Raw genomic sequence first — 19,272 nt, 5'->3', positions numbered from 1 at the left:
ACGGCAGGCGTCCATAACGTAGCATCGGGCCTATGATCACCCTGCTGCGGGACCTGTGGACCGAGACTCCGGTGGCTTTCTGGCTGGTCCTGATTGCCGGCCTGTATTACCTGGTGATGGCGGCCCAGCTGACCGTGATCGACATCAAGCACCAGCTGCTGCCCAACCGGATCGTGTTCCCGTCGGCCGCAGTCGCCGGGGTGCTGCTGGTGTCGGCCAGCCTGTTCATGCTCGACGGCGGAGCCGCCTTGCGCACTGTTCTCGCCGCCGTGGTGAGCTGGGCCGTGTATGTGGTGCTCCGGCTGGTTTCCCCGTCCAGCATGGGGTACGGGGATGTGAAGCTGGCCTTCGTGCTGGGTCTCTACCTGGGTTTCATCGGCTGGCACGCCTTGTTGTGGGGGACTGTGCTGGCGTTCCTCTTCGGCGCGGTGTGGGGCCTGGCGCTCATCGTCACACGCAAAGGCACCGGCAAGACACAGATCCCGTTCGGACCGTTCATGCTTGCCGGTGCGCTGGTGGCGCTGGTGGTGGGTTAGATTCCGCCACTGGTGAAGAGGTTCACGATGCCGATGATGGCCGGGCTGAGCATCACGATAAACAGCACAGGCAGGATGGTGAAGATCAGCGGGAAAAGGATCTTGACCGGAATCTTCATGGCCTTTTCTTCGGCCCGCTGGCGGCGCTTCATTCGCAGTTCGTCGGCTTGGGTCCGTAGAACGCGGCCGATAGCAATGCCGTATTTGTCAGCCTGGATAACCGCCCTGACAAATGACTTCAGATCCTTAACCTGGGTTCGTTCCACCAAGGCCCAGTAAGCATCAGTCCGGGTCCTGCCCATCTGGATGTCCTGCATGGTTCGCTTGAGCTCAAGAGCCAGCGGCCCCTTGCCTGTGGAAGCAGCCCGGCCCATGGCCGATTCGAATCCCAATCCGGCTTCCACCGCAATGAGCATTTGATCCAAGGTGTTGGGGAGCTCCAGCGTGATCGCTTCCTGTCGCGTCTTGGCTTTCGAATCAAGCAAGACGTCGGGAGTGAAATACGAAAGGACTGTGGCTCCGATCAAGAGCAGAAGGCCAAGTTTCCCCGGGTCCCTGGAAAAGAACAGGAATCCGACCAGAAGAACCATCAGAGCCAGCAAGGGCTTGATAACCAACAAGCGCTGGAGCGGCAGCTCAGCAGGACGTCCGGCACGGTGGAGCAACTGGTTGAGCCAGCCGACGTACGATTTTGGTGCCAACCGCAGCGCAATTTCGTTGAGGTTATCGTTGGGCGTCTTGACTTTTTTGGATTTGGCCGGCGCGGGGCCGGTCAGGAGATTTTGGCGGACGAGTTTGCGGGTTCCGGTATCAGCCGCGAGGGCCTGAAACAGAAGCAGGCCAACCGGAAGTGTTATGAGCAGGATCGCTGCAAATGCGATGGGTGACATGTGATTTCCCCCTAGAACTTGATCTTGACGACGGCTCGGAGCCAGAGGGCGCCCACACCCAGCAACACGGCGCTAACAATAATCAATGCAATTCCCAGCAATGACTCGAAGAGAACGGAAAAGTACTTTGGATTCATGAAGAACATGATGGTCCCTACCCCGAAAGGCAGGCAGAAAAGGACAAGGGCTGACATGCGGCCCTCGGCGCTCAGGGCTTCCACCTGTCGTCTGATTTGGCTGCGGTCTCGGATGGTGTCGCCCACATGATCCAATACATCTGCCAAGTCTCCGCCGGCCTCTCGATTGATCTCGATGGCTTGGGCTACCCAGCTGAAATCCTCACTCTTCATCCGGGTGGCGGTTGAAAGGAGCGAATCGCCGGTGTCCCTGCCCAGGCGGGTCTCGTTGACCACTCGGGAAAGTTCCTCTGACATGGGGGCATCGGAGTCAGCGGCCGCCGCATCGATGGCATGCATCATGCTGTGACCAGCGCGTAGGCCACCGGAGAGCAGTTGCAGGGTGTCTCCGAGCTGGTCGTTAAAAGCAGACCTGCGACGGTCCGTCTTGATCCGGACCAGGGCCCATGCGAGCAGTGGAATCAAGGGCAACATGAAGAAACCCAGTACTGGAATTTCCAGCAAGAAGAATACCAGGACGGCCACCACGGTGGCGGAGACGACCCAGATGATGAAGTCCGCCGGGCGGGTCTTGATTCCCGCCAGTTCCAGCGCCGTGCCGGTGGTGTAGCGGACGCCCCGGCGGTCGAGCAAGCCATTGATGGCATCAATGGTTGATTCTGTGACTTGCCCAAGTTTCTTATCCGCCTGGCCTGGTCTGGCGCCTTGTTGACTGTTGGCCAACCGTTCCTTGGAGACCCTCCCGTGTTTGGGTTTGAACACCACAAACACGAGAAGGAGGAGTGCAGTCAGGCAAAGTGGAACGCCGACAGCGATGTAGGCCGGATTCATCGTCTTATTCCTTCAACAGGAACATCGAATATATGCGGTGAGATCTGAATGCCCAAGTCAGCAAACCGCTCCACAAACCGTGGCCTGATTCCCGTGGCAACTGGTTTGCCCAAGTACCTGCCGTTTGCATCCACGCCGGCTGAATAGTCAAAGAGGAACGCGTCTTGGAGGGTGACCACGTCGCCTTCCATCCCTTGAACTTCTGTCACATGGGTGACGCGGCGGGTGCCATCGCGCAGCCTCGTGATTTGGACGATCAAGTCCACAGCGGAGGAGACCTGTTCTCTAATTGCCCGGAGGGGGAGCTCAATCCCGGCCATCATGACCAGCGTTTCGAGACGGGCGATGCAGTCCCTTGGGGAATTGGCGTGAACAGTTGAGAGGGAGCCATCGTGGCCGGTGTTCATAGCCTGGAGCATGTCCAAACTTTCACCCCCGCGAACCTCACCCACCACAATGCGGTCGGGCCTCATGCGCAGGGAATTCCTGACCAGATCGCGAATGGCAACCTCACCCTTTCCTTCTATGTTGGGTGGCCGGCTCTCAAGGCGAATCACGTGTTCCTGCTGCAATTGCAGCTCGACAGCATCTTCAATGGTGATGATGCGATCGGTGGGCGGGATGAAGGAAGACAGGACATTCAGGAGCGTTGTCTTTCCTGTGCCAGTTCCACCGGAAACCAGAATGTTCATTCTCGCCCAGACACAGGCATTGAGCAGCTCAGCCATTTCCGTTGAGAGCGTCCCGAAGTCGATGAGGTTCTGGACTGTCAGTGGAACGTGGCTGAACTTCCTGATGGTCATGGTTGGTCCGTTGACCGAAAGCGGCGGAATGATCACGTTGACGCGGGAGCCATCCTCCAATCGGGCATCGACCAGGGGAGACGACTCATCAATTCTGCGGCCCACCCTGGAGACTATCTTGTCAATGACCCTGCGCAGCTGGGCCTCGTTGGCAAAGCGGTGTGATGTCCGGGTAATTTGTCCCAGACGCTCAATGTAAATGGCGTCCGTACCGTTCACCATGATCTCGGTGATGGTCGGATCGTCCAACATTTGCTGGAGTGGGCCATAGCCCAGGACGTCGTCGGAGACCTCCTTGATTAGCCGGCGCCGCTCCTCGCCTGAGAGCGCAGCCTGCTCTTCGGCAATGATGACGGCAAGCTCCGAGGCTGCAAGTTTGTCGAGCTCATCTTCGCCCATGGTGGGATCGCTGAGCCGGGCACCGAGCCTTTCAAACAGGGATTCGGTGGCGCGGGACTTGAGCCCGGCCAGCCCGTCCGCCAGAGGCTGCCGGCTGGCGGCAGCTTCTCCCGATCCCGGCTGACCTTCAATGCCGGAGCTGGGTGGAAGGTACAAGCCCGGATGAGGGTAGCCTGCCGTGGCTTGGGCCGTTGGCGCCGGCATCTGTTGGACGGGACTGGGTGTTTCTCCGCGTACGGCGGCAAGACGTTCTGTGAGATTCATGAGATGACCACCCTCCTGTGTACTTTCTTCTGTGGCTGGGCCAACAGTTTGGGATCAAAGCGCGCAACGAGCTTGCGCAAGCCTTTGGCTGCAGCGTCGCGGGCGTTGTCCTGCAGCAGCGGAACACCGCGGTTGGTGGAAAGCGGTATGCTCCGTGACCTGGGCAGCACCACATCCACAGGGATTCCGAGGGTTTCCTCCACGTCCTGAATCCGCAGACCGCTGAACCTGTCAGCAAAGTTGAGCACCACGTGACGCCCCGGAGGCACCAGGCCGATCTCGTGAAGCACGCCGAGGCCCGCCCGGAGGCCCTTGATGCTGGGGATGTCCATGCCGCAGACCCATACGGCGTCGGTGGCCCGTTCCAGGGTGGCAATGACGTGCTCGCCCAGGCCGGGGGAGGAATCGACCACCACATAAGCGAACTCGGAGGCCAATTGGGACAGCACCCGTCCCACCTGCTCCCCGCTGATATGTTCCGATTCAGTGGGACTTATTGGCGCGGCGAGAACATAGATGCCGGACGGGTGGACGGACAAGTAGGCCTTGAGGACCATGGAATCATTGGCAGCAGCACCGTTGACGGCATCCGAGAGGGTATGTTCCGGGTTGAGTTGCAGTCCCGAGGCGACATCACCGAACTGGACATCGAAGTCAACAAGGACCACCGACATTGGTGCCAGTTTGGCCAAGCCGATGGCGAGATTCGTCGAGACAGTGGTTTTTCCAACGCCGCCCTTGGGTGACATGACGGCAATGACACGGCCCTGCTGGCGTTCCGGCTCGTGAGCCGGCGTCATCCCGCGTCGACGGCTGGCCGCGGCCAGGCTGGCACGTTCCAGCATGACCCGAATCGTATCGACATCTGCATCCGGGCTGAGCAGGTCACGTACGCCGCTTCGCATTGCTTGCAGGGCAAGGGCCTCGGTGGTCTCGTGAACAAGTAGAACGCTGATTTCCGGGAACATGAGATCGAATACGGAAGCCAACTTGATGGCCTTGTCCAACGGGACACCGGGACCCACCACAATGACTTCCAGGGGCTCTCCGGTCTGCCTTTCCAAAATTTCCTCGGGGCCGGCGGGGAAAGGAACACTGGGAATGGACTGCACTGTTCCAGTCAACGTTCCACTGGCTGCTGACCGTACCCGCCGCTCAAACTCTGGGACAGTGGTGATGACGTTGAAACGGCTCATTTTAAAACATCTCCCTTGAACAGCGTTGCCGGCGATGCACCGGTTGCCCCGGACACGTCCTTGGCTACCCAAACATGCCCAAATTCTGCGGCATGCACCAACTTGACGGCGTCTGCCGGGGCGAGAGCCACAGTCACTACCCAACTGGCCGGTCCAACTGTCTCCGGCGCCGTTGAGGGGGCCGGTGTACTGCCATCGGCAGGAGTATCTGAAGCGCCCTGAACTGCGGCCTGCATGGAAACGACCAACGACTTGCGCAGGGTCAATTGTGTCGCGGGGATTTCACCCGTACCTGGTTCGATGCCCGCGTTGTACGAAAGGAACAATGCGGCATTGTCGCCCGGCTTGAGCTGTCCACCCACCACCCGATCGGCGGTAACGGAGAAACTCAGCTCCTGCATGGTGTCGGGAACCTTGATGGGATTGCTCCCTGTATAGGCTGCGGCATCGGAGAGGCGGAGATCAGACACCTGATCGCCCGGGAGCAGCTTCATGGCGGAAACCTTGTCCTGGACCGATTTGAGGTCCGTCAACGCCCCGTCCACCACCAAATTTTTGGGAATGGATTTCGTGGATACTGCATCCCCAAAACTTGAGACCGCGGTGCCGGCTGCGATCTCCTTCAGAACCACCACAACACTTGTTGTTTCGGTTCCTTCCGCTGCGCGAGCATCGGCGCCACTTACATAACTGACCAACATCACAGTGCCAAGAATGGCTAATACTATTGCTGCGATGCCCCCCAGAAGGCGTGTTTTCATGGTGTTGCCCCATTCAATTGTTTATTTGGTTAGTGAGACGCCTATAGCGCCGAATTCAGGTGGGCCCCCGAAGGTGAAGCCTTCCTCGTAGGTGAGCTTTTTGATGAAATGTCCGTAGAGACCTTTGACGTTGCTGTTAGCCGTCCAGTTGTATGTCAGGCTTGGGAAATTCCACCCCTTGACGACAAAGACCCCCCACCCGATGATCTTGTATTTACCGTTGGCTCCGGTGCCGTCCGCGAATCCAAAAATCGGTATCAAGACGCTTTGGCCGGCGAGACTGGTGGTGAATAAGGACTTGCAAGCATTCGGAACACTGTTTCCGTTGTCGGAATCCGCCCATGGATCGTTGATCGTGACTGTGGGGTGGCATCCACCGTCGATTGTGAGCCAGCCAAAACCACCAGGCATGTTGAGTCCGGAAGAGGTGTTCCAGGCCGCGCATTTTTGGTTTCCGTGGACCACCAGCACCCGGTCGGTTCCGTCCATGGGATTGAGTTCACAGGCACCAATAGTGAGTGGGAGGATTGGAGCTCCAGACTTGACGCCGCCCCAGCTGGCGGCGGCAAGCGCTCTGACTGTTGCGTTGACGCCGGAGATGGGCAGGACGATCTTGTTGCCGTCGCTGCTGACAGTTGACACGGTAGCTGTGACGGTTCCAGTACCCATGGTCAGCACCACAGAACTGCTGCCGTCATTGGAATTGCCATTCACCATCTTGTTGGCCTCGTCCTGCAGAGTGGCATCGACCACGCCTGCCGCGCAGGGAGTGGTGGTGGCCCGGTCACCGCACATGTTAGCAACGGCCAGGGCCGCCGCGTCGGCACCATTTTGCAGCTGCGCCTTTTCTGTGTAGGAGATTCCTACATTGACCACCAGGGCGACCACAAAAAGTAACACCACCATGGAGACTGCTGTCAGGATGCTGATGGCGCCGTGCTCAGGATTGGTGTTGCGGGGAGTTGTCACCCGCAGGGCTGCTAACCGCCACATCGCATGCTCGCTTTTCCGGTCAGAGTAATTGGGTTGCTGCCAAGAATGGTGGAGCCCGGAGGGCTGAATGGAACGGGGACCTGGTATGTGGCCGTCACCGTCATCACAGTGCCGGCTAGGCACGTGCCAGAAGTAAACTGAATGTTGCTGCTGGGATTGAAACCAGACAGGCCCACTACATTGACCATGGCGGCTGTCCGCGCAGTTCCGGGGTTGCCATTGATCACCATGCTGCGGGCGCCGGCCCGGGCAATTTGAGTGAGTGTGATCTGCGCGTTGTAGGCGGCACCCATGAGCACGATCCCGAAAATGAGGGAGATTAGCAAAGGAACCACGAGGGCGAATTCGACAGCCGCCGCGCCTTTTTCTGATTGTTGGTTCTTCATTACGCCACCCCAGAAATTGTTGGTCAATTCCACCGGGTCCGTAATTAGTGGACCGCACCCGACAGCTCGAATAGTTGAATCATTATTTTGAATTGCAACAGTTGAGTAATGTTGCGGAAAGGATTGTGTTCGTTGGTTGGTGCGCCACAATGTGGCGCACCAACCAACGGGTAGATGAGCGTTACTAGAACGCTTTCACCTTCTCGCTCAATTCGTTGAAGAAGCCATTCAACTCACTGCCGAACGCGGTGACACCTCCGACAACCACCAGGGCGATGAAGGCAACGAGCAGCGCGTACTCGGTTGCGGTTGCGCCCTTCTCGTTGTCGCTGCGGAAGCGGTCGGTGCCGGCGATGAACATGGACTGCAAGGTTACGTAGAACTTCAACATTGGATTGTCTGCTTTCATAAGAGTGACCAATTGGTCGAAGACCGTAGGCAGGTCCAAGGGGAATGCGAGAGACCAAATATGCAGGCTTTTGAGAGACCGTTTAATGAGACCTTGCGAGAGACCTTGAGACCAGCTTTGGTACTTCATTTGAAACCCGGTGAAATCTTTTCCCCCGGCTGAGAACAACTAAACGCTATGCCGGCGGCCCCGTCTAGAGTGGTGGATTTCTAGTTTTCGGGCCATTTTTTCTGGGCCTGGAATCCTCGCAGAGTTCCACTCAAACAAAGGCGGGAAGCGCTTTCCGACGGCTCGCTTCTACGATGTCGTTGGATGAAAAATGGGGTGTTGGGCGCCAAAAACGACATCAGGGTTTCCGGGTACTTGGTTTACCCAAAATGAGTACTCTATTTTGTCATCCGAGTACGCGGATTGGGAGGGCAGACGGAAGCCTCGGGGCACAAAATGCCCAGTTTTCAGCATCGCAATTGAGCAGGTACTTGTTACGCATCAGGGCGCCACTCAGGCACTTCTTGCTTGCTGGATGGCGCTACTGGTTCTACCTACTTGGCCTGCACGCCGTGGCGTTCGAGCTGTCCGCGCACCGAGGCCGCCCGCTGCGCCGCAACGCTCATGCGCTTGAATTCGCGCTCACGGCGTTCGGCAATCAAGGACGACAGAAAGACTGCCGGGTCGGTTCCGGCGGCTGGCAGCGGGGCGACGTAAAGGCTTGCCTCATTCGCCAGTTCCACGCCCAAGGAATGGCGTGAGGCGGGGGCCATGGCCGGGCCTTGGCGCAGATACATCGAGATGCGCCGCGCAAGGGTGTCGGGCATGCGGCCAATGTCGGCCAGGGCCGCCCATTGGGCCAGCTGCGGGGCAACCGCGACCTGCAGCGGAACAGTCTTGGGCGCGCGGTCACGGATGGCGTACGTTCCGGCCAGCATGTCACCGAGGCGCTTGGACTTTTCGTTGAACAAGGACACCATGCAGGCCAGCGAGCCCAACGTCATATAGATTTCAAGAACTGCCAGCAAAGCACGGATCAGGGCGTGGCGGAATCGGATGGACCCGCCGTCGTCCCTCACAATCCGCAGGCCCATGGCAAGCTTCCCGAGCGACTTGCCGCGGCTGAGCGTCTCCACCGTGATGGGCACAATGACAAGCAATGCCACCACTGCAACAAGCATGATCGCCCTGACGGCGGCCATGTCAACGACAAAGGGCAGCGCGGCCAGGAGCAGCAACAGTCCCACACCAACGAGGAGGGTGGCCAGGACGTCGATGGCGGTGGCGAGTGAACGGGCGGCAAAAGATGCGGGCCGAAGCTCAAGGACGACGGCTTCGCCGGTGATGATGGCGGACATTCAACCAGTCTATCCACGCTGCGGTGCCCACGACCGATAGGCTGGGGCAAATGGACATGGATGCCTTTACAACAGTGCACGGCCCGCAATGGGAACGGCTGAAGCTGCTTGCCCGGAAGCGGCGCCTGAGCGGTGCCGAGGCCGACGAGCTGCTGGAGCTGTACCAAAGCGTGTCGGCACAGCTGTCCTTGATCCGTTCGGTGGCGGCGGAGAGCGCCTTGTCAGCCTCGTTGTCCGCGACCCTCGCCAATGCCAGGACCCGGTTCACGGGCGCCAAGTCTAATTTCTTTGTCGATACCGCACGGTTCTTTGTCATCTCGCTGCCCGCCGCCTTCTACCGGCTGCGGTGGCTGACGGTGATTATTGGCGCTGTCTTTGTTGTCATCGGGACCTTGTTTGCCGTGTGGACGGCGGGCAATCCCGGCGTCATGGCGGCCATGGGCAGCGACAAGGAACTGCAGCAGCTCGTCGACCACGACTTCGTGGCCTACTATTCGGAAAACCCGGCGGCCTCATTTGCCGGTGCGGTCTGGACCAACAACGCTTGGATTGCCGCCCAATGCGTGGCGTTTGGGATCACCGGGGTCTTCATCCCGTATTCAATTTTCATGAATGCCCAAAACATCGGCATGACGGCCGGGGTCATGTTCGCCTTTGATCGTGGTGACGTGTTCTTCAGCTACATCCTGCCGCACGGCCTCATGGAGCTCTCCGCAATCTTCATCGCCGCCGCCGCCGGTCTGCGGATCTTCTGGGCGTGGGTGAGCCCAGGCGCGCAAACCCGCCTCAATTCGCTGGCCCGTGAAGGCCGATCGCTCATCACCGTCGCCGCCGGCCTGGTGCTGGTCCTCTTTGTTTCCGGACTCGTGGAAGGCTTCGTCACGCCCAGCCCGCTGCCGGTCTGGGCCAAGATCACCATCGGTGCCCTGGTCCTGGCCGGCTACTGGGCCTACACCTTGATCCTGGGTGGCCGGGCCGTGCGCGCAGGGGAGACGGGGGATATTTCCGCGGACGACGCCGGAGCCTCCGTCCGCTCGGCCTGAGGCTGCCGCTGGGGCTGGCTTGTCCGTCAGGGACGCAGCACCTCATGCGGCGGGGGCCGTAGCTGCCAACACTGTTGCAAAACGGTGTGGATCGGCAAGGTGTGGGAAGTGCCCACTTGCCGGGTAAACCTCGATGGTTGCCTGTGGCAGTCGCTCTGCAAGCCACTGCTGGTAAGCGGCCTCGGGTTCGGTGCCGGCAATGACCAGATAGGGCACCGCCTTGGCCCGAAGCTCCCCGAGCATGGTGTCAGTCATGCGGCGCAGGAATTCCGGCGTTTGGTCCATGACCTCGCGCCAATAACCCAAGACAAGTTGCTGTGTGGGGTGGCACGTGTTGCGCAGGAGTTCCTGGGCTTCCGCGGGAAGGAGTTCCAGATGGAAACTGGCATTGAAACCCTGCCAGACATTCATAAAACCCGGGCCCATAAGTTGTTCGGACAGCGAATGCAGCAGCTCGGCGAACCCTGCGGTTTGCAGGGGTTGATCCACGTTGACGACGCCTTGAACCGGAAGCGTCGCGGCATAGACGGTGGCCACAATGGCGGCCAAGGAATGTCCAACCACGATCGGTTCAACGAAACCGGCCTCTTGCACGGCGCCATGAACAATTCCCACCACGGCCTCGATTTCGTAGCGCGGCGCCGGATCCGACTGTCCATGCCCAGGGAGATCCAGAGCCAGAATTTGGCGCTCGGGATCCAATTCAAACAGGAGATCCAAGGCGGGGTTCCACATTTCCCTGTTGAATGACAAGCCGTGCAAAAGGACCAGCGGCGGCCGTCCATCGAAGACGCCGGAAGCACGACCGGCCAGCCCGCCGACCTTGACTTCTTTCACCCTGCCAGAGTTTCCCGTGCCATTTATACGTTCCATCAGGGCAGTCCTCACCGGTCACGGATGCTAAACACATCTTGCCTTGAGTATTTGACTGACGTGCTCGGTTGTCAACGTGTATTTGGGGCTGGAGGACACGTACCCGGGCTTGCGCAAAAACCCGTGCTGCCGTCCAGCCCCGGATAGGTGGAGTATGGGGTCATGGGACTCGAAACCGAAGGCGGAGGAGGAAGCGGCCAACCGCGCATGCTGCCACGCCACCCATGGCACCGATTCGTTGCCATGGGAGATTCCTTCACAGAAGGCCTGGGCGACCCGGATCCGCGCAGTCCCGGGGCGTATCGTGGCTGGGCGGACCGTGTTGCCGAGGAGCTCAGTGTTGGTGTTGCTGACTTTGCCTACGCCAACCTGGCCGTCCGCGGGCAGGTGCTGCACGAGGTTGTCGACAGCCAGCTGGGCCGGGCCTTGTTACTGAAACCGGACCTGGTGTCATTCCAGGCAGGCGGCAACGACCTGTTGCACACGGGCGCCGACCCGGATAAATTGGCGGCCATTGTCGACGGCGCGGTTGAAACCCTGAGCTTCCAGGGCGTGAATGTGTTGATCTTTGTCGGCCCTGATACGGGAAGGTCAACGGTGCTGGGACAATTTCGCACGAAGATTGCCATCTACAATGAGAACCTGCGCAGCATTGCCGAACACCACGACGCCTTGATCGCCGACCTGTGGGTGATGACGAATTTGCATGACCCGCGGATGTGGAGCCAGGACCGGTTGCACCCTTCGTCCATGGGGCACCACGCTGTGGCGGCCATGGTGCTGGAAACACTGAATGTGCCCCATTCACTTGTGCCGCTGCTGCCAAAGCCGCTCCCGGAGAAGCGTTGGCGTGAGGCCCGTGCAGGGGACGTCCTCTGGGCCCGCGAGTATCTTGTGCCCTGGGTGATCAACGGCATCCGGCGCCAATCTCCCAGTGCCGGGTTCTCCGCCAAACGTCCCGTGCCGGCACCGATCGACAGGGCCCTGCCAGTGTCGGTGCGGCCCGAATCCGCGCCTCACGCATCCGCACCGGTTGCCTCCGCGCGTCCCAAACACGGCAGGATCTTTGGCAACGCGGTCCCGCCCCCTGCGGAGTAGCCACCGGCCCGTGCCCGCAATCCGGGAGCGTTGCTGTCCCAGCTGGGTGCGGACTGGGTATCTGGTGACATTTTGGCATCGGCGCGGGGTGGCAGCGGCCGGCAGTGCCGGGTGGCCGGTATCCTTTCGACTTGTGACCGAGAATTCAAAGCCCCAGGAATCAGCCGGCAGCGCGGCACCGAACACAACCCCGTCGGACCGGGCTGCTGAAGCTGCGGCCGAACGGTCCACAACACCGGAGAAAGCTGCGGCAGCACAGCCCGCGGCCACGGGAAAGTCGGCTGCCGAACAGCCCGCAGCCACGGGAAAGCCTGCGGCCACCGAACGATTCCGTGCCGTCGACAAGACCAATCCGCGTCGTACCGCCACCGCGCAATCCACGAGCCCCTCGGCGACCGGTGCAACCACCAGGATCAAGATCGACGGTGCCGCCGACGCCGATCCCGAACCCATGCGCCCAGCCGGCAGGATGCCGCGCCTGCCCAGCGACGACGAGATTGCCGCCACACTGACAAAGAGCATCAGCGCCGCAGACACGTCCGCCCCGGTGCACGTCGAGCGGACCCCCACAAGCATGATCACGCTTCGTCCATCGGCCGAGGACGTGGCCAAACGTCAAGCCGCCAGGGAAAAGGCTGCCAACACCAAACCGGTGCTGACACGCGTGTTCCAGGTGCTGATTGCCGTGTTTTATCCGATCGTGCTGTTGGTGCTCGCCATCCGCCTGGTCACCTCCTCGGTCTTCCTTTGGGCTGAATACCACCGCCCCGGCTTCCCCGCAGACTCCTTTGGCTTCACCACCGACGACCGGCTGACCTACGGTTCCTACACGATCGACTACCTGCTGAACTTCGCCGCGCCACGGTATCTGGGCGACCTTGTCGACGCCGCAGGAAAACCGCTGTTCCTGGCCCGGGAGGTTGGCCACATGGCCGACGTCAAGGGCGTCATTGTCCTGGCGTTCCTCGCGGGGTTGGTGCTGGCGATCGTGATGGTGATCGGCATGGTGTACCTGTCACGGCGCACCCCCGGCGGGATCCGCCGCGGCCTTTTCGCCGGCTCCATCGCCACCCTCGTCGTGATCCTCGCCCTGGGCGTGCTGGCCGTGGCCGGTTGGGAGCAGTTCTTCACGGAATTCCACAAGATTTTCTTCGCCAACGGCACCTGGACGTTCTTCACCGACGACACCTTGATCCGACTGTTCCCCAGCCAGTTCTGGATGGATGCGGGCATCTTCATCGGCGCGTTCGTGCTGGTGGTTTCCTCACTGACGCTGGCCTTCACCTGGCCCACCAAGGACCGCCGCCAAGCCGTCAGCAAGGCCAAGCGTCCGGGCCGCAGGGCCGCCCAGCCGGACGCGGCCGCCTAACCACATCGACTGTCCAGGCACACACTGCAAGGGCTTTTAAAGCAGTACGACGGCGGCCGGGTTGGCCGCCGTCGTACTGCTTTAAGCGGGTGGGATGGGCCCACGCCGCCGGGGATTAGATCCAGCTGGGGAGCCACATGTGTTGGCGCCAGTATTCCTCCGGGATGATTTCCGCCGCCCAGAGGGGGTAAAAGTAGGCGCTGACCGCCACGACGAGGGCCAGGAAGATGCCGACGATGATGGCACCCTGCTGGCGCCGCCACGGCGGGTCGCCGATCTTGCCCATGACCATGCCAAGGACCATGACGACCGCCAGGATCATGAACGGTTCGTAGGCGATGGCGTAGAAGAAGAAAATGGTGCGCGTGGGGTAGAAGAGCCAGGGCAGGAACCCGGCGGCGAAGCCCAGGAGGATCGCGCCGGCACGCCAGTCGCGCTTGGCAATCCACACGCCGATGAGGAACAGGATGGCCAGTGAACCCACCCACCAGATCAACGGGTTGCCGACGCTGGTGATGGCTGCCGTGCACTTGTCCACGGCACAGCCGGCGTCGCCGTTTTCGTAGTTCTTGACGTAGAACGACGTCGGCCTGCCCATGACAAACCACGACCAGGCGTTGGCCTTGTAGGGGTGGTCCGAGCCCAGCCCCGTATGGAAGTTGTAGGCGGTTGAGTGGTAGTGCCACAGCGACCGCAGGGAATCGGGAACCCAGCCCCAGCTGCCCGCGGGGTTCTCGGCCGCCCAGTTCCTGTCGTACGCGTCCTTAGACATGAACCAGCCGGTCCAGGTGGCGAGGTAGGTGGCGGCGGCGACGGGCACCATGCTCATGAACGCCACCATGCCGTCCTTCCAGATGGCACCCGCGATCCAGTACTTGATGCCTGCAATGCGGCGGGCGTTCATGTCCCAAATAACGCTCAGCAGGCCAAAGGCGGCAAGGAAAAACAGGCCCGACCACTTGGTGCCAATGCACAAACCCAGTGCCACGCCGGCGGCCAGGCGCCACCAGCGGATGCCCAACCACGGACCGTAGAGCAGATCCCTGGCCGCAACCCTGCCATCCGCCCCGGCGAGGGAGGACAGCCTGGCCGCCAGCCGTCGTCGTCCGTCATCACGGTCCATGAGGACGGCGCCAAAGCCAAGCAGGGCGAAGAACATGACGAAGATGTCCAGCAGGGAGGTGCGCGACTGGACGATGGCGTGCCCGTCGACGGCGAACAGCAGGCCCGCGGCGGCTCCCAAAATGGTGGAGCGGAACATCTTTTGCGCGATCAAGGCCAGGACGAAGATGGACAGCGTGCCCACGAGGGCGGCGGAGAAGCGCCAGCCGAAGGTGCTGTCGGGGCCGAAAATCCACATGCCGAAGGCGATCATCCATTTGCCCACGGGCGGGTGGACGACGTATTCGGCGGTGCTTTCGAGGCTGGTGAAGTTGCCTTGGTTGAAGAGGTCGTTGGCCTTGTCGGCCCAATTGCGTTCGTAGCCGCTCTGCAGGTAGCTGTAGGCGTCCTTGATGTAATACGTTTCATCGAAGACCAGCGACGGCGGCTGGCCCAGGCGGACGAAGCGCAGGACCCCGCCAATAAGTGCCGTGAGCGCCGGTGCCAGCCAAAACCACAGGCGCATGCTGGGAGGCGTGCTGAAGAAGGAGAAACGCGTCCCCAGCAGCCTGTCTGCAAGGCTTGACCGGGTGAAGGCTGCCGCCGGATCACGAACCCAGCGCTGGCCCGCGCTCTTTATGGGTGCCGCTGGAGCGGGGGCACCTCCGGGACCGGGGGCACTGCCGGGGGAACCGCCGTCGGACGTCTGCCAGCGACGGCTCGGTGATTCGGGCACGCCGGCGGCGGCAGGGTCCGGGGCCGCCGCTGCGGTATCCATTGCGTGGGGTTGCACGGAGTCAATGCTACCCATGTGCGCCGTGCAGCCCGTGCCTACTACGCTGGTGTCATGGAAGATGACTTTGGCCCCGGCCCCGACAACGCAGAACAAGCCACGGAAATGGTCGAAGAACCCCTTGATTCAAGCTTGGCCCCGGCCGCAAAACCGGGGGAGGGCTACATTGTTTTGGCCGCCACCCCGATTGGAAACATGGGGGATGCCTCGTCGCGGCTCATCGCGTGGCTGGAGGCGGCCGACGTCGTGGCAGCCGAGGACACCCGCAGGCTGCACCGCCTCGTGACGAGCCTGGGCATCAAGGTCGGCGGGCAGATCATCAGTTACCACGAACACAATGAAGCCACCAAGACTGCCGAGCTGCTCACCAAGGTCCAGGACGGAAAAACCCTTGTCATGGTGACGGACGCGGGCATGCCGTCGGTGTCCGACCCCGGCTTCCGCCTCGTGTCGGCAGCCGTCGAGGCGGGCGTCAAGGTGACGGCGGCGCCCGGACCCTCGGCCGTGCTGACGGCCCTGGCCCTGTCGGGGCTGCCCACCGACAGGTTTTGTTTTGAAGGTTTCCTGCCCCGCAAGTCGGGGGAGCGGGCCAGCAGGCTCCACGAACTGGCCGTCGAAAAGCGCACCATGGTGTTCTTCGAAGCCCCGCACAGGCTCGAAGCCATGCTGCGGGCGCTGCACACGGCCTTTGGCCCTGCCCGCCCGGGCGCCGTGTGCCGTGAAATGACGAAAACTTATGAAGAGGTCGTCCGCAAGCCGCTCTCCGGGCTGCTTGAGTGGGCCGAAACCACCCAGATCCGCGGCGAAATTGCCATTGTTGTGGGCGGCGCCCCCGACTCCGACCCCGGCACGCCCGAGGACCAGGTGGCCGCCGTCAACGCACTCATCGCCCAAGGCATGCGGCTCAAGGAGGCTGTTGCCGTGATCGCCCACGACGTCCACGTCAGCAAGCGTGAACTGTACAGCGCCGTGCTGGCCGCCCGGAAGTAGCCTGTTCGGCGCCGGCGTCGGGTGCCCGGCGCCGGTCCGCGGCCCCGCCTGCCCGGTTGTACAAATGCACAGCGAAACCGTTGTTGGCAGTGCGTGCAAGCGTAGACACTTTTGTCTTCCGCGAACTACGGTGAACTTGAACGCACCATACGCAGCCGCACTGCCACGGGGGCCGCAGCAGGAACCGCAGGGTCAAACCCCGAGTCCAGCGCCCCGGCAGCGGCACCAGACAAAGGAGTCATCATGACCGTGACAGCCGCCACCGAACTCAATGAGCGCGAAAGCGCCTTGCTGGCAAGTGTTCCCACCGGGTTGCTGATCAATGGTCAATGGCGCGATGCCGCCGCGGGTGCGACATTCAGTGTTGAGGATCCGTCCACGGGCAGGGTGCTCCTGGAAATTGCCGACGCCGCCGCCGTAGATGGCGCGGCCGCCCTCGATGCCGCAGTTGCCGCACAGGACGGGTGGGCCGCAACGGCTCCCCGTGAACGCGCCGAGATCCTGCGTCGCGCCTTTGACCTGGTCATCGCCCGCGCCGACGACTTTGCCCTGTTGATGACACTTGAAATGGGCAAGCCGCTGGCCGAGTCCCTGGGTGAAGTGAAATACGGTGCCGAATTCCTGCGCTGGTTCTCCGAGGAGGCCGTGCGCTCCTTTGGCCGCTACTCCGGCAACCCCGATGGCACCCAGCAGATCCTGGTGCAGAAAAAGCCGGTGGGCCCCTGCCTGTTGATCACGCCCTGGAACTTCCCGCTGGCCATGGCAACCCGCAAGATCGCTCCCGCGATCGCCGCCGGCTGCACCATGGTGCTCAAGCCCGCAAACCTCACACCCCTGACCAGCCTCCTCTTTGCCCAGGTGCTTATTGAAGCGGGCCTGCCTGCCGGAGTGCTCAACGTCGTCTCAACCACCGACGCCGGCGGAGTCACCGGACCGTTGATCAAGGACGCCCGCCTGCGCAAGCTCTCCTTTACCGGTTCCACGCCCGTAGGCAAGCGCCTCTTGGCCGACGCATCCACCAACGTCCTGCGCACCTCCATGGAACTGGGCGGAAACGCCCCGTTCCTCGTCTTCGAGGACGCCGACCTGGACGCCGCCGTCGAGGGTGCCATGGCCGCCAAGCTGCGCAACATGGGCGAGGCCTGCACAGCAGCCAACCGCTTCCTCGTGCACGAATCCGTGGCCGGTGAATTCGCCACCAAGTTCGCCGCCAAGATGGCCGGGATGACGACCGGACGCGGCACCGATCCCGCCACCAAGGTCGGGCCGCTGATCGACGGCAAGAGCCGGGACAAGGTCCACTCGCTCGTGACCGACGCTCTGGCCGACGGCGCAACCGCGATTGCCGGCGGCGCACCCGTCGACGGGCCCGGCTACTTCTACCAGCCCACAGTTCTGACGGGGGTCGAGCCCGGTGCCCGCATCCTTACCGAGGAAATCTTCGGCCCGGTCGCCCCCATTGTCACGTTCAAAAACGAGGACGAGGCCGTCGCCCTGGCCAACGACACCGAATACGGCCTGGTCGCCTACGTCTTTACAAAGGACCACAACCGCGGCCTGCGCATGGCCAACCGCATCGAGACCGGCATGATGGGCCTGAACGCCGGCGTCATCTCCAACGCCGCTGCCCCGTTCGGCGGCGTCAAGCAGTCAGGCCTGGGCCGTGAAGGCAGCGTCGAAGGCATCGAGGAATACCTGTACACGCAGTACATCGGCTTCCCGAACCCGGACAACATGTAGTCATCGTCAACAGCAACGCTTCCCCACTTTGAGGTGGGGAAGCGTTGCTGTTTGACCCGCCATTGCTGCGCGAGCGTTGCTGTTTGACCCGCCATAGCTGCGCGAGCGTTGCTGTTTGACCCGCCATAGCTGCGCGAGCGTTTGGGAGGAAAGGGGTTTCCACGCTGCCGCCGCAGTTCTTCAGGCCGGAGCGGACCCACCTGCCGTGCGCTGCGCCGTCGGACGTTCAACCGGCAACAAGTGGTTGGGGAGCCTGTTCCCGGGTGCCCGGCCACGAATTTCGAGCAGGTCCCGGGCGTGGGCGTGCAGGCGCTTGTCCTCTTCGGCGACGGGAACCCAGGGTGGAACCGGAACCGAGTTGCCGGCGTCGTCCCTTGTCACCATGACTGTCAGGCAGTAGGTAGTCAGGTTCATCTCGCCGCTCTTGGGATCTCCCGAACGGACGTGCACGGCGATGTGCATGCCCTTCGTCCCGGTGTAAACCAGCCGGGCCTCTACTTCGACCACTTGGCCGATCAGCAACGGACGGTAGAAACGTACGCCGCCGGAGAATACGGCCACGGTGTCATTCCCGCAGTACCTGGTTGCGCACACATAGGCGGCCTCGTCGATCCACTTCATGACAATCCCGCCGTGGACCTTCCCGCCCCAATTCACGTCCGTGGGTGCCGCAAGGAATCTCAGGACAACACGCTCGGCTGTGCCGGCATCGGTATATTCCTGGGCCTTCATGGCATCGACGATTTCTTCCCGGACCTTGATCCGGGTCAGCGCATCCTTGCGCTGAAGAATTTCCTGGTTCGTCGCCGGCTCAAACGATGTCACCGCCATGGGCTTGCCGTCCGCATCCACGGCGACGAAAATAACTATGCACTGACTGCGCATCGTGGGGATGCGGCCCCTCGGATCGCCCGAGGACACCACAGTGCGAATATGCATCGACGACCGTCCGGTGTAAACAACTGTCGCCTCAACTTCCACCATGTCGCCACTGTTGACGGGGTCCGCAAAGTGGATGTTGCCCACGTAGGCCGTCACGCAATAGGCCTTGGCCCAGCCGACGGCGGCCGCGTAGGCTGCCTTGTCCACCCACTCGAGCACGGTGCCGGCATCCACGGAGCCGCTGTGCCCAACGTCTGTGGGGGCGGCAAGGAAACGAAGGGTCACGGAATTGGCGATGGTCTCACTCATTGCACGATTCTATTTAGCCCGCGGGCCGTCCTTTCGTTTGGAAGTCTCATCGAGGGTTTCAGGCGTCACATTCAGACCCTCGGAGCGGGCCAGTGAGGCTCGGCGTAAATGTTGCGGCACAGT

General features: G+C 61.6%; 18 protein-coding genes. 6 read left to right on the top strand and 12 right to left on the bottom strand.

What is annotated here, in order from left to right; genetic code table 11:
* Positions 1-32 precede the first annotated feature (32 nt).
* The gene (locus AC1L6K_RS17400; RefSeq protein WP_480950086.1) at positions 33-536 is read left to right on the top strand and encodes a prepilin peptidase; all 504 of its coding nucleotides are present in this window, start codon (positions 33-35) and stop codon (positions 534-536) included.
* On the opposite strand, the gene AC1L6K_RS17395 is transcribed toward AC1L6K_RS17400, so the two are convergent.
* The 9 genes from AC1L6K_RS17395 to AC1L6K_RS17355 all read right to left on the bottom strand — a co-directional run bounded on the left by AC1L6K_RS17395 (position 533) and on the right by AC1L6K_RS17355 (position 8,951).
* Positions 533-1,426 carry a type II secretion system F family protein gene (locus AC1L6K_RS17395; RefSeq protein WP_480950085.1) on the bottom strand — a complete coding sequence of 298 codons (894 nt, stop codon included), beginning with the start codon at positions 1,424-1,426 and terminating at the stop codon, positions 533-535. The two genes, AC1L6K_RS17400 and AC1L6K_RS17395, sit on opposite strands and share 4 nt — an antisense overlap.
* Positions 1,427-1,437: 11 nt before the next feature.
* Complete coding sequence (locus AC1L6K_RS17390) at positions 1,438-2,394, bottom strand: type II secretion system F family protein (RefSeq protein ID WP_480950084.1); 957 nt, start codon at positions 2,392-2,394, stop codon at positions 1,438-1,440.
* On the bottom strand, positions 2,391-3,860 hold the full coding sequence (locus AC1L6K_RS17385; RefSeq protein WP_480950083.1) for a TadA family conjugal transfer-associated ATPase: 1,470 nt from the start codon (positions 3,858-3,860) through the stop codon (positions 2,391-2,393). The genes AC1L6K_RS17390 and AC1L6K_RS17385 overlap by 4 nt, the downstream gene beginning before the upstream one ends.
* On the bottom strand, positions 3,857-5,056 hold the full coding sequence (locus AC1L6K_RS17380; protein WP_480950082.1) for a CpaE/TadZ family protein: 1,200 nt from the start codon (positions 5,054-5,056) through the stop codon (positions 3,857-3,859). The genes AC1L6K_RS17385 and AC1L6K_RS17380 overlap by 4 nt, the downstream gene beginning before the upstream one ends.
* Positions 5,053-5,817 carry a Flp pilus assembly protein CpaB gene (gene cpaB, locus AC1L6K_RS17375; RefSeq protein ID WP_480950081.1) on the bottom strand — a complete coding sequence of 255 codons (765 nt, stop codon included), beginning with the start codon at positions 5,815-5,817 and terminating at the stop codon, positions 5,053-5,055. The genes AC1L6K_RS17380 and cpaB overlap by 4 nt, the downstream gene beginning before the upstream one ends.
* A gap of 21 nt (positions 5,818-5,838) precedes the next feature.
* The gene (locus AC1L6K_RS17370) at positions 5,839-6,810 is read right to left on the bottom strand and encodes a pilus assembly protein TadG-related protein (RefSeq protein ID WP_480950080.1); all 972 of its coding nucleotides are present in this window, start codon (positions 6,808-6,810) and stop codon (positions 5,839-5,841) included.
* Positions 6,798-7,196 (bottom strand): TadE/TadG family type IV pilus assembly protein, encoded by a 399-nt coding sequence (locus AC1L6K_RS17365; protein WP_480950079.1) that lies wholly within the window; start codon positions 7,194-7,196, stop codon positions 6,798-6,800. Before AC1L6K_RS17365 ends, AC1L6K_RS17370 begins: the two co-directional genes overlap by 13 nt.
* Before the next feature lie 184 nt (positions 7,197-7,380).
* On the bottom strand, positions 7,381-7,587 hold the full coding sequence (locus AC1L6K_RS17360) for a Flp family type IVb pilin (protein WP_480950078.1): 207 nt from the start codon (positions 7,585-7,587) through the stop codon (positions 7,381-7,383).
* A gap of 560 nt (positions 7,588-8,147) precedes the next feature.
* Positions 8,148-8,951, bottom strand: coding sequence for an RDD family protein (locus tag AC1L6K_RS17355; RefSeq protein ID WP_480950077.1), 804 nt, complete (start codon positions 8,949-8,951; stop codon positions 8,148-8,150).
* A 50-nt stretch (positions 8,952-9,001) separates the two neighbouring features.
* Here AC1L6K_RS17355 and AC1L6K_RS17350 point away from each other — a divergent pair, with 50 nt between their 5' ends.
* On the top strand, positions 9,002-9,994 hold the full coding sequence (locus AC1L6K_RS17350) for a stage II sporulation protein M (protein ID WP_480950076.1): 993 nt from the start codon (positions 9,002-9,004) through the stop codon (positions 9,992-9,994).
* 42 nt (positions 9,995-10,036) lie between these two features.
* On the opposite strand, the gene AC1L6K_RS17345 is transcribed toward AC1L6K_RS17350, so the two are convergent.
* Complete coding sequence (locus tag AC1L6K_RS17345; protein WP_480950075.1) at positions 10,037-10,882, bottom strand: alpha/beta fold hydrolase; 846 nt, start codon at positions 10,880-10,882, stop codon at positions 10,037-10,039.
* Positions 10,883-11,110: 228 nt separating this feature from the next.
* Between AC1L6K_RS17345 and AC1L6K_RS17340 the strand changes: the two genes are divergently transcribed.
* The gene (locus tag AC1L6K_RS17340; RefSeq protein ID WP_480950074.1) at positions 11,111-11,965 is read left to right on the top strand and encodes an SGNH/GDSL hydrolase family protein; all 855 of its coding nucleotides are present in this window, start codon (positions 11,111-11,113) and stop codon (positions 11,963-11,965) included.
* A gap of 133 nt (positions 11,966-12,098) precedes the next feature.
* Positions 12,099-13,334: a TIGR01906 family membrane protein gene (locus AC1L6K_RS17335; protein ID WP_480950073.1), complete on the top strand. Its 1,236-nt coding sequence runs from the start codon at positions 12,099-12,101 to the stop codon at positions 13,332-13,334.
* Positions 13,335-13,449: 115 nt separating this feature from the next.
* On the opposite strand, the gene AC1L6K_RS17330 is transcribed toward AC1L6K_RS17335, so the two are convergent.
* Positions 13,450-15,213: a dolichyl-phosphate-mannose--protein mannosyltransferase gene (locus AC1L6K_RS17330; protein WP_480952814.1), complete on the bottom strand. Its 1,764-nt coding sequence runs from the start codon at positions 15,211-15,213 to the stop codon at positions 13,450-13,452.
* A 120-nt stretch (positions 15,214-15,333) separates the two neighbouring features.
* Between AC1L6K_RS17330 and rsmI the strand changes: the two genes are divergently transcribed.
* Positions 15,334-16,218 carry a 16S rRNA (cytidine(1402)-2'-O)-methyltransferase gene (rsmI, locus tag AC1L6K_RS17325; RefSeq protein WP_480952813.1) on the top strand — a complete coding sequence of 295 codons (885 nt, stop codon included), beginning with the start codon at positions 15,334-15,336 and terminating at the stop codon, positions 16,216-16,218.
* 243 nt (positions 16,219-16,461) lie between these two features.
* Positions 16,462-17,958, top strand: a complete 1,497-nt coding sequence (locus tag AC1L6K_RS17320; protein WP_480950072.1) for an NAD-dependent succinate-semialdehyde dehydrogenase — start codon at positions 16,462-16,464, stop codon at positions 17,956-17,958.
* A 180-nt stretch (positions 17,959-18,138) separates the two neighbouring features.
* Here AC1L6K_RS17320 and AC1L6K_RS17315 read toward each other — a convergent pair whose 3' ends face one another.
* Entirely contained in the window at positions 18,139-19,149 is a 1,011-nt protein-coding gene (locus AC1L6K_RS17315; RefSeq protein ID WP_480950071.1) for an acyl-CoA thioesterase, read from the bottom strand.
* Positions 19,150-19,272 lie beyond the last annotated feature (123 nt).

This window comes from Specibacter sp. BI4, from assembly GCF_056680095.1.
Note: the sequence above shows the minus strand (reverse complement) of the source record. Positions and strands in the feature narration are given on the sequence as shown.

Excerpts from the sequence above, each read along its gene's own strand:
- AC1L6K_RS17355 (WP_480950077.1), bottom strand. The coding sequence starts at position 8,951 with ATGTCCGCCATCATCACCGGCGAAGCCGTCGTCCTTGAGCTTCGGCCC.
- AC1L6K_RS17395 (WP_480950085.1), bottom strand. The coding sequence starts at position 1,426 with ATGTCACCCATCGCATTTGCAGCGATCCTGCTCATAACACTTCCGGTT.
- rsmI (WP_480952813.1), top strand. The coding sequence starts at position 15,334 with ATGGTCGAAGAACCCCTTGATTCAAGCTTGGCCCCGGCCGCAAAACCG.
- AC1L6K_RS17380 (WP_480950082.1), bottom strand. The coding sequence starts at position 5,056 with ATGAGCCGTTTCAACGTCATCACCACTGTCCCAGAGTTTGAGCGGCGG.
- AC1L6K_RS17360 (WP_480950078.1), bottom strand. The coding sequence starts at position 7,587 with ATGTTGAAGTTCTACGTAACCTTGCAGTCCATGTTCATCGCCGGCACC.
- AC1L6K_RS17340 (WP_480950074.1), top strand. The coding sequence starts at position 11,111 with ATGGGAGATTCCTTCACAGAAGGCCTGGGCGACCCGGATCCGCGCAGT.
- AC1L6K_RS17330 (WP_480952814.1), bottom strand. The coding sequence starts at position 15,213 with ATGGATACCGCAGCGGCGGCCCCGGACCCTGCCGCCGCCGGCGTGCCC.
- AC1L6K_RS17350 (WP_480950076.1), top strand. The coding sequence starts at position 9,002 with ATGGACATGGATGCCTTTACAACAGTGCACGGCCCGCAATGGGAACGG.
- cpaB (WP_480950081.1), bottom strand. The coding sequence starts at position 5,817 with ATGAAAACACGCCTTCTGGGGGGCATCGCAGCAATAGTATTAGCCATT.
- AC1L6K_RS17365 (WP_480950079.1), bottom strand. The coding sequence starts at position 7,196 with ATGAAGAACCAACAATCAGAAAAAGGCGCGGCGGCTGTCGAATTCGCC.
- AC1L6K_RS17370 (WP_480950080.1), bottom strand. The coding sequence starts at position 6,810 with ATGTGGCGGTTAGCAGCCCTGCGGGTGACAACTCCCCGCAACACCAAT.
- AC1L6K_RS17400 (WP_480950086.1), top strand. The coding sequence starts at position 33 with ATGATCACCCTGCTGCGGGACCTGTGGACCGAGACTCCGGTGGCTTTC.
- AC1L6K_RS17385 (WP_480950083.1), bottom strand. The coding sequence starts at position 3,860 with ATGAATCTCACAGAACGTCTTGCCGCCGTACGCGGAGAAACACCCAGT.
- AC1L6K_RS17320 (WP_480950072.1), top strand. The coding sequence starts at position 16,462 with ATGACCGTGACAGCCGCCACCGAACTCAATGAGCGCGAAAGCGCCTTG.
- AC1L6K_RS17390 (WP_480950084.1), bottom strand. The coding sequence starts at position 2,394 with ATGAATCCGGCCTACATCGCTGTCGGCGTTCCACTTTGCCTGACTGCA.
- AC1L6K_RS17315 (WP_480950071.1), bottom strand. The coding sequence starts at position 19,149 with ATGAGTGAGACCATCGCCAATTCCGTGACCCTTCGTTTCCTTGCCGCC.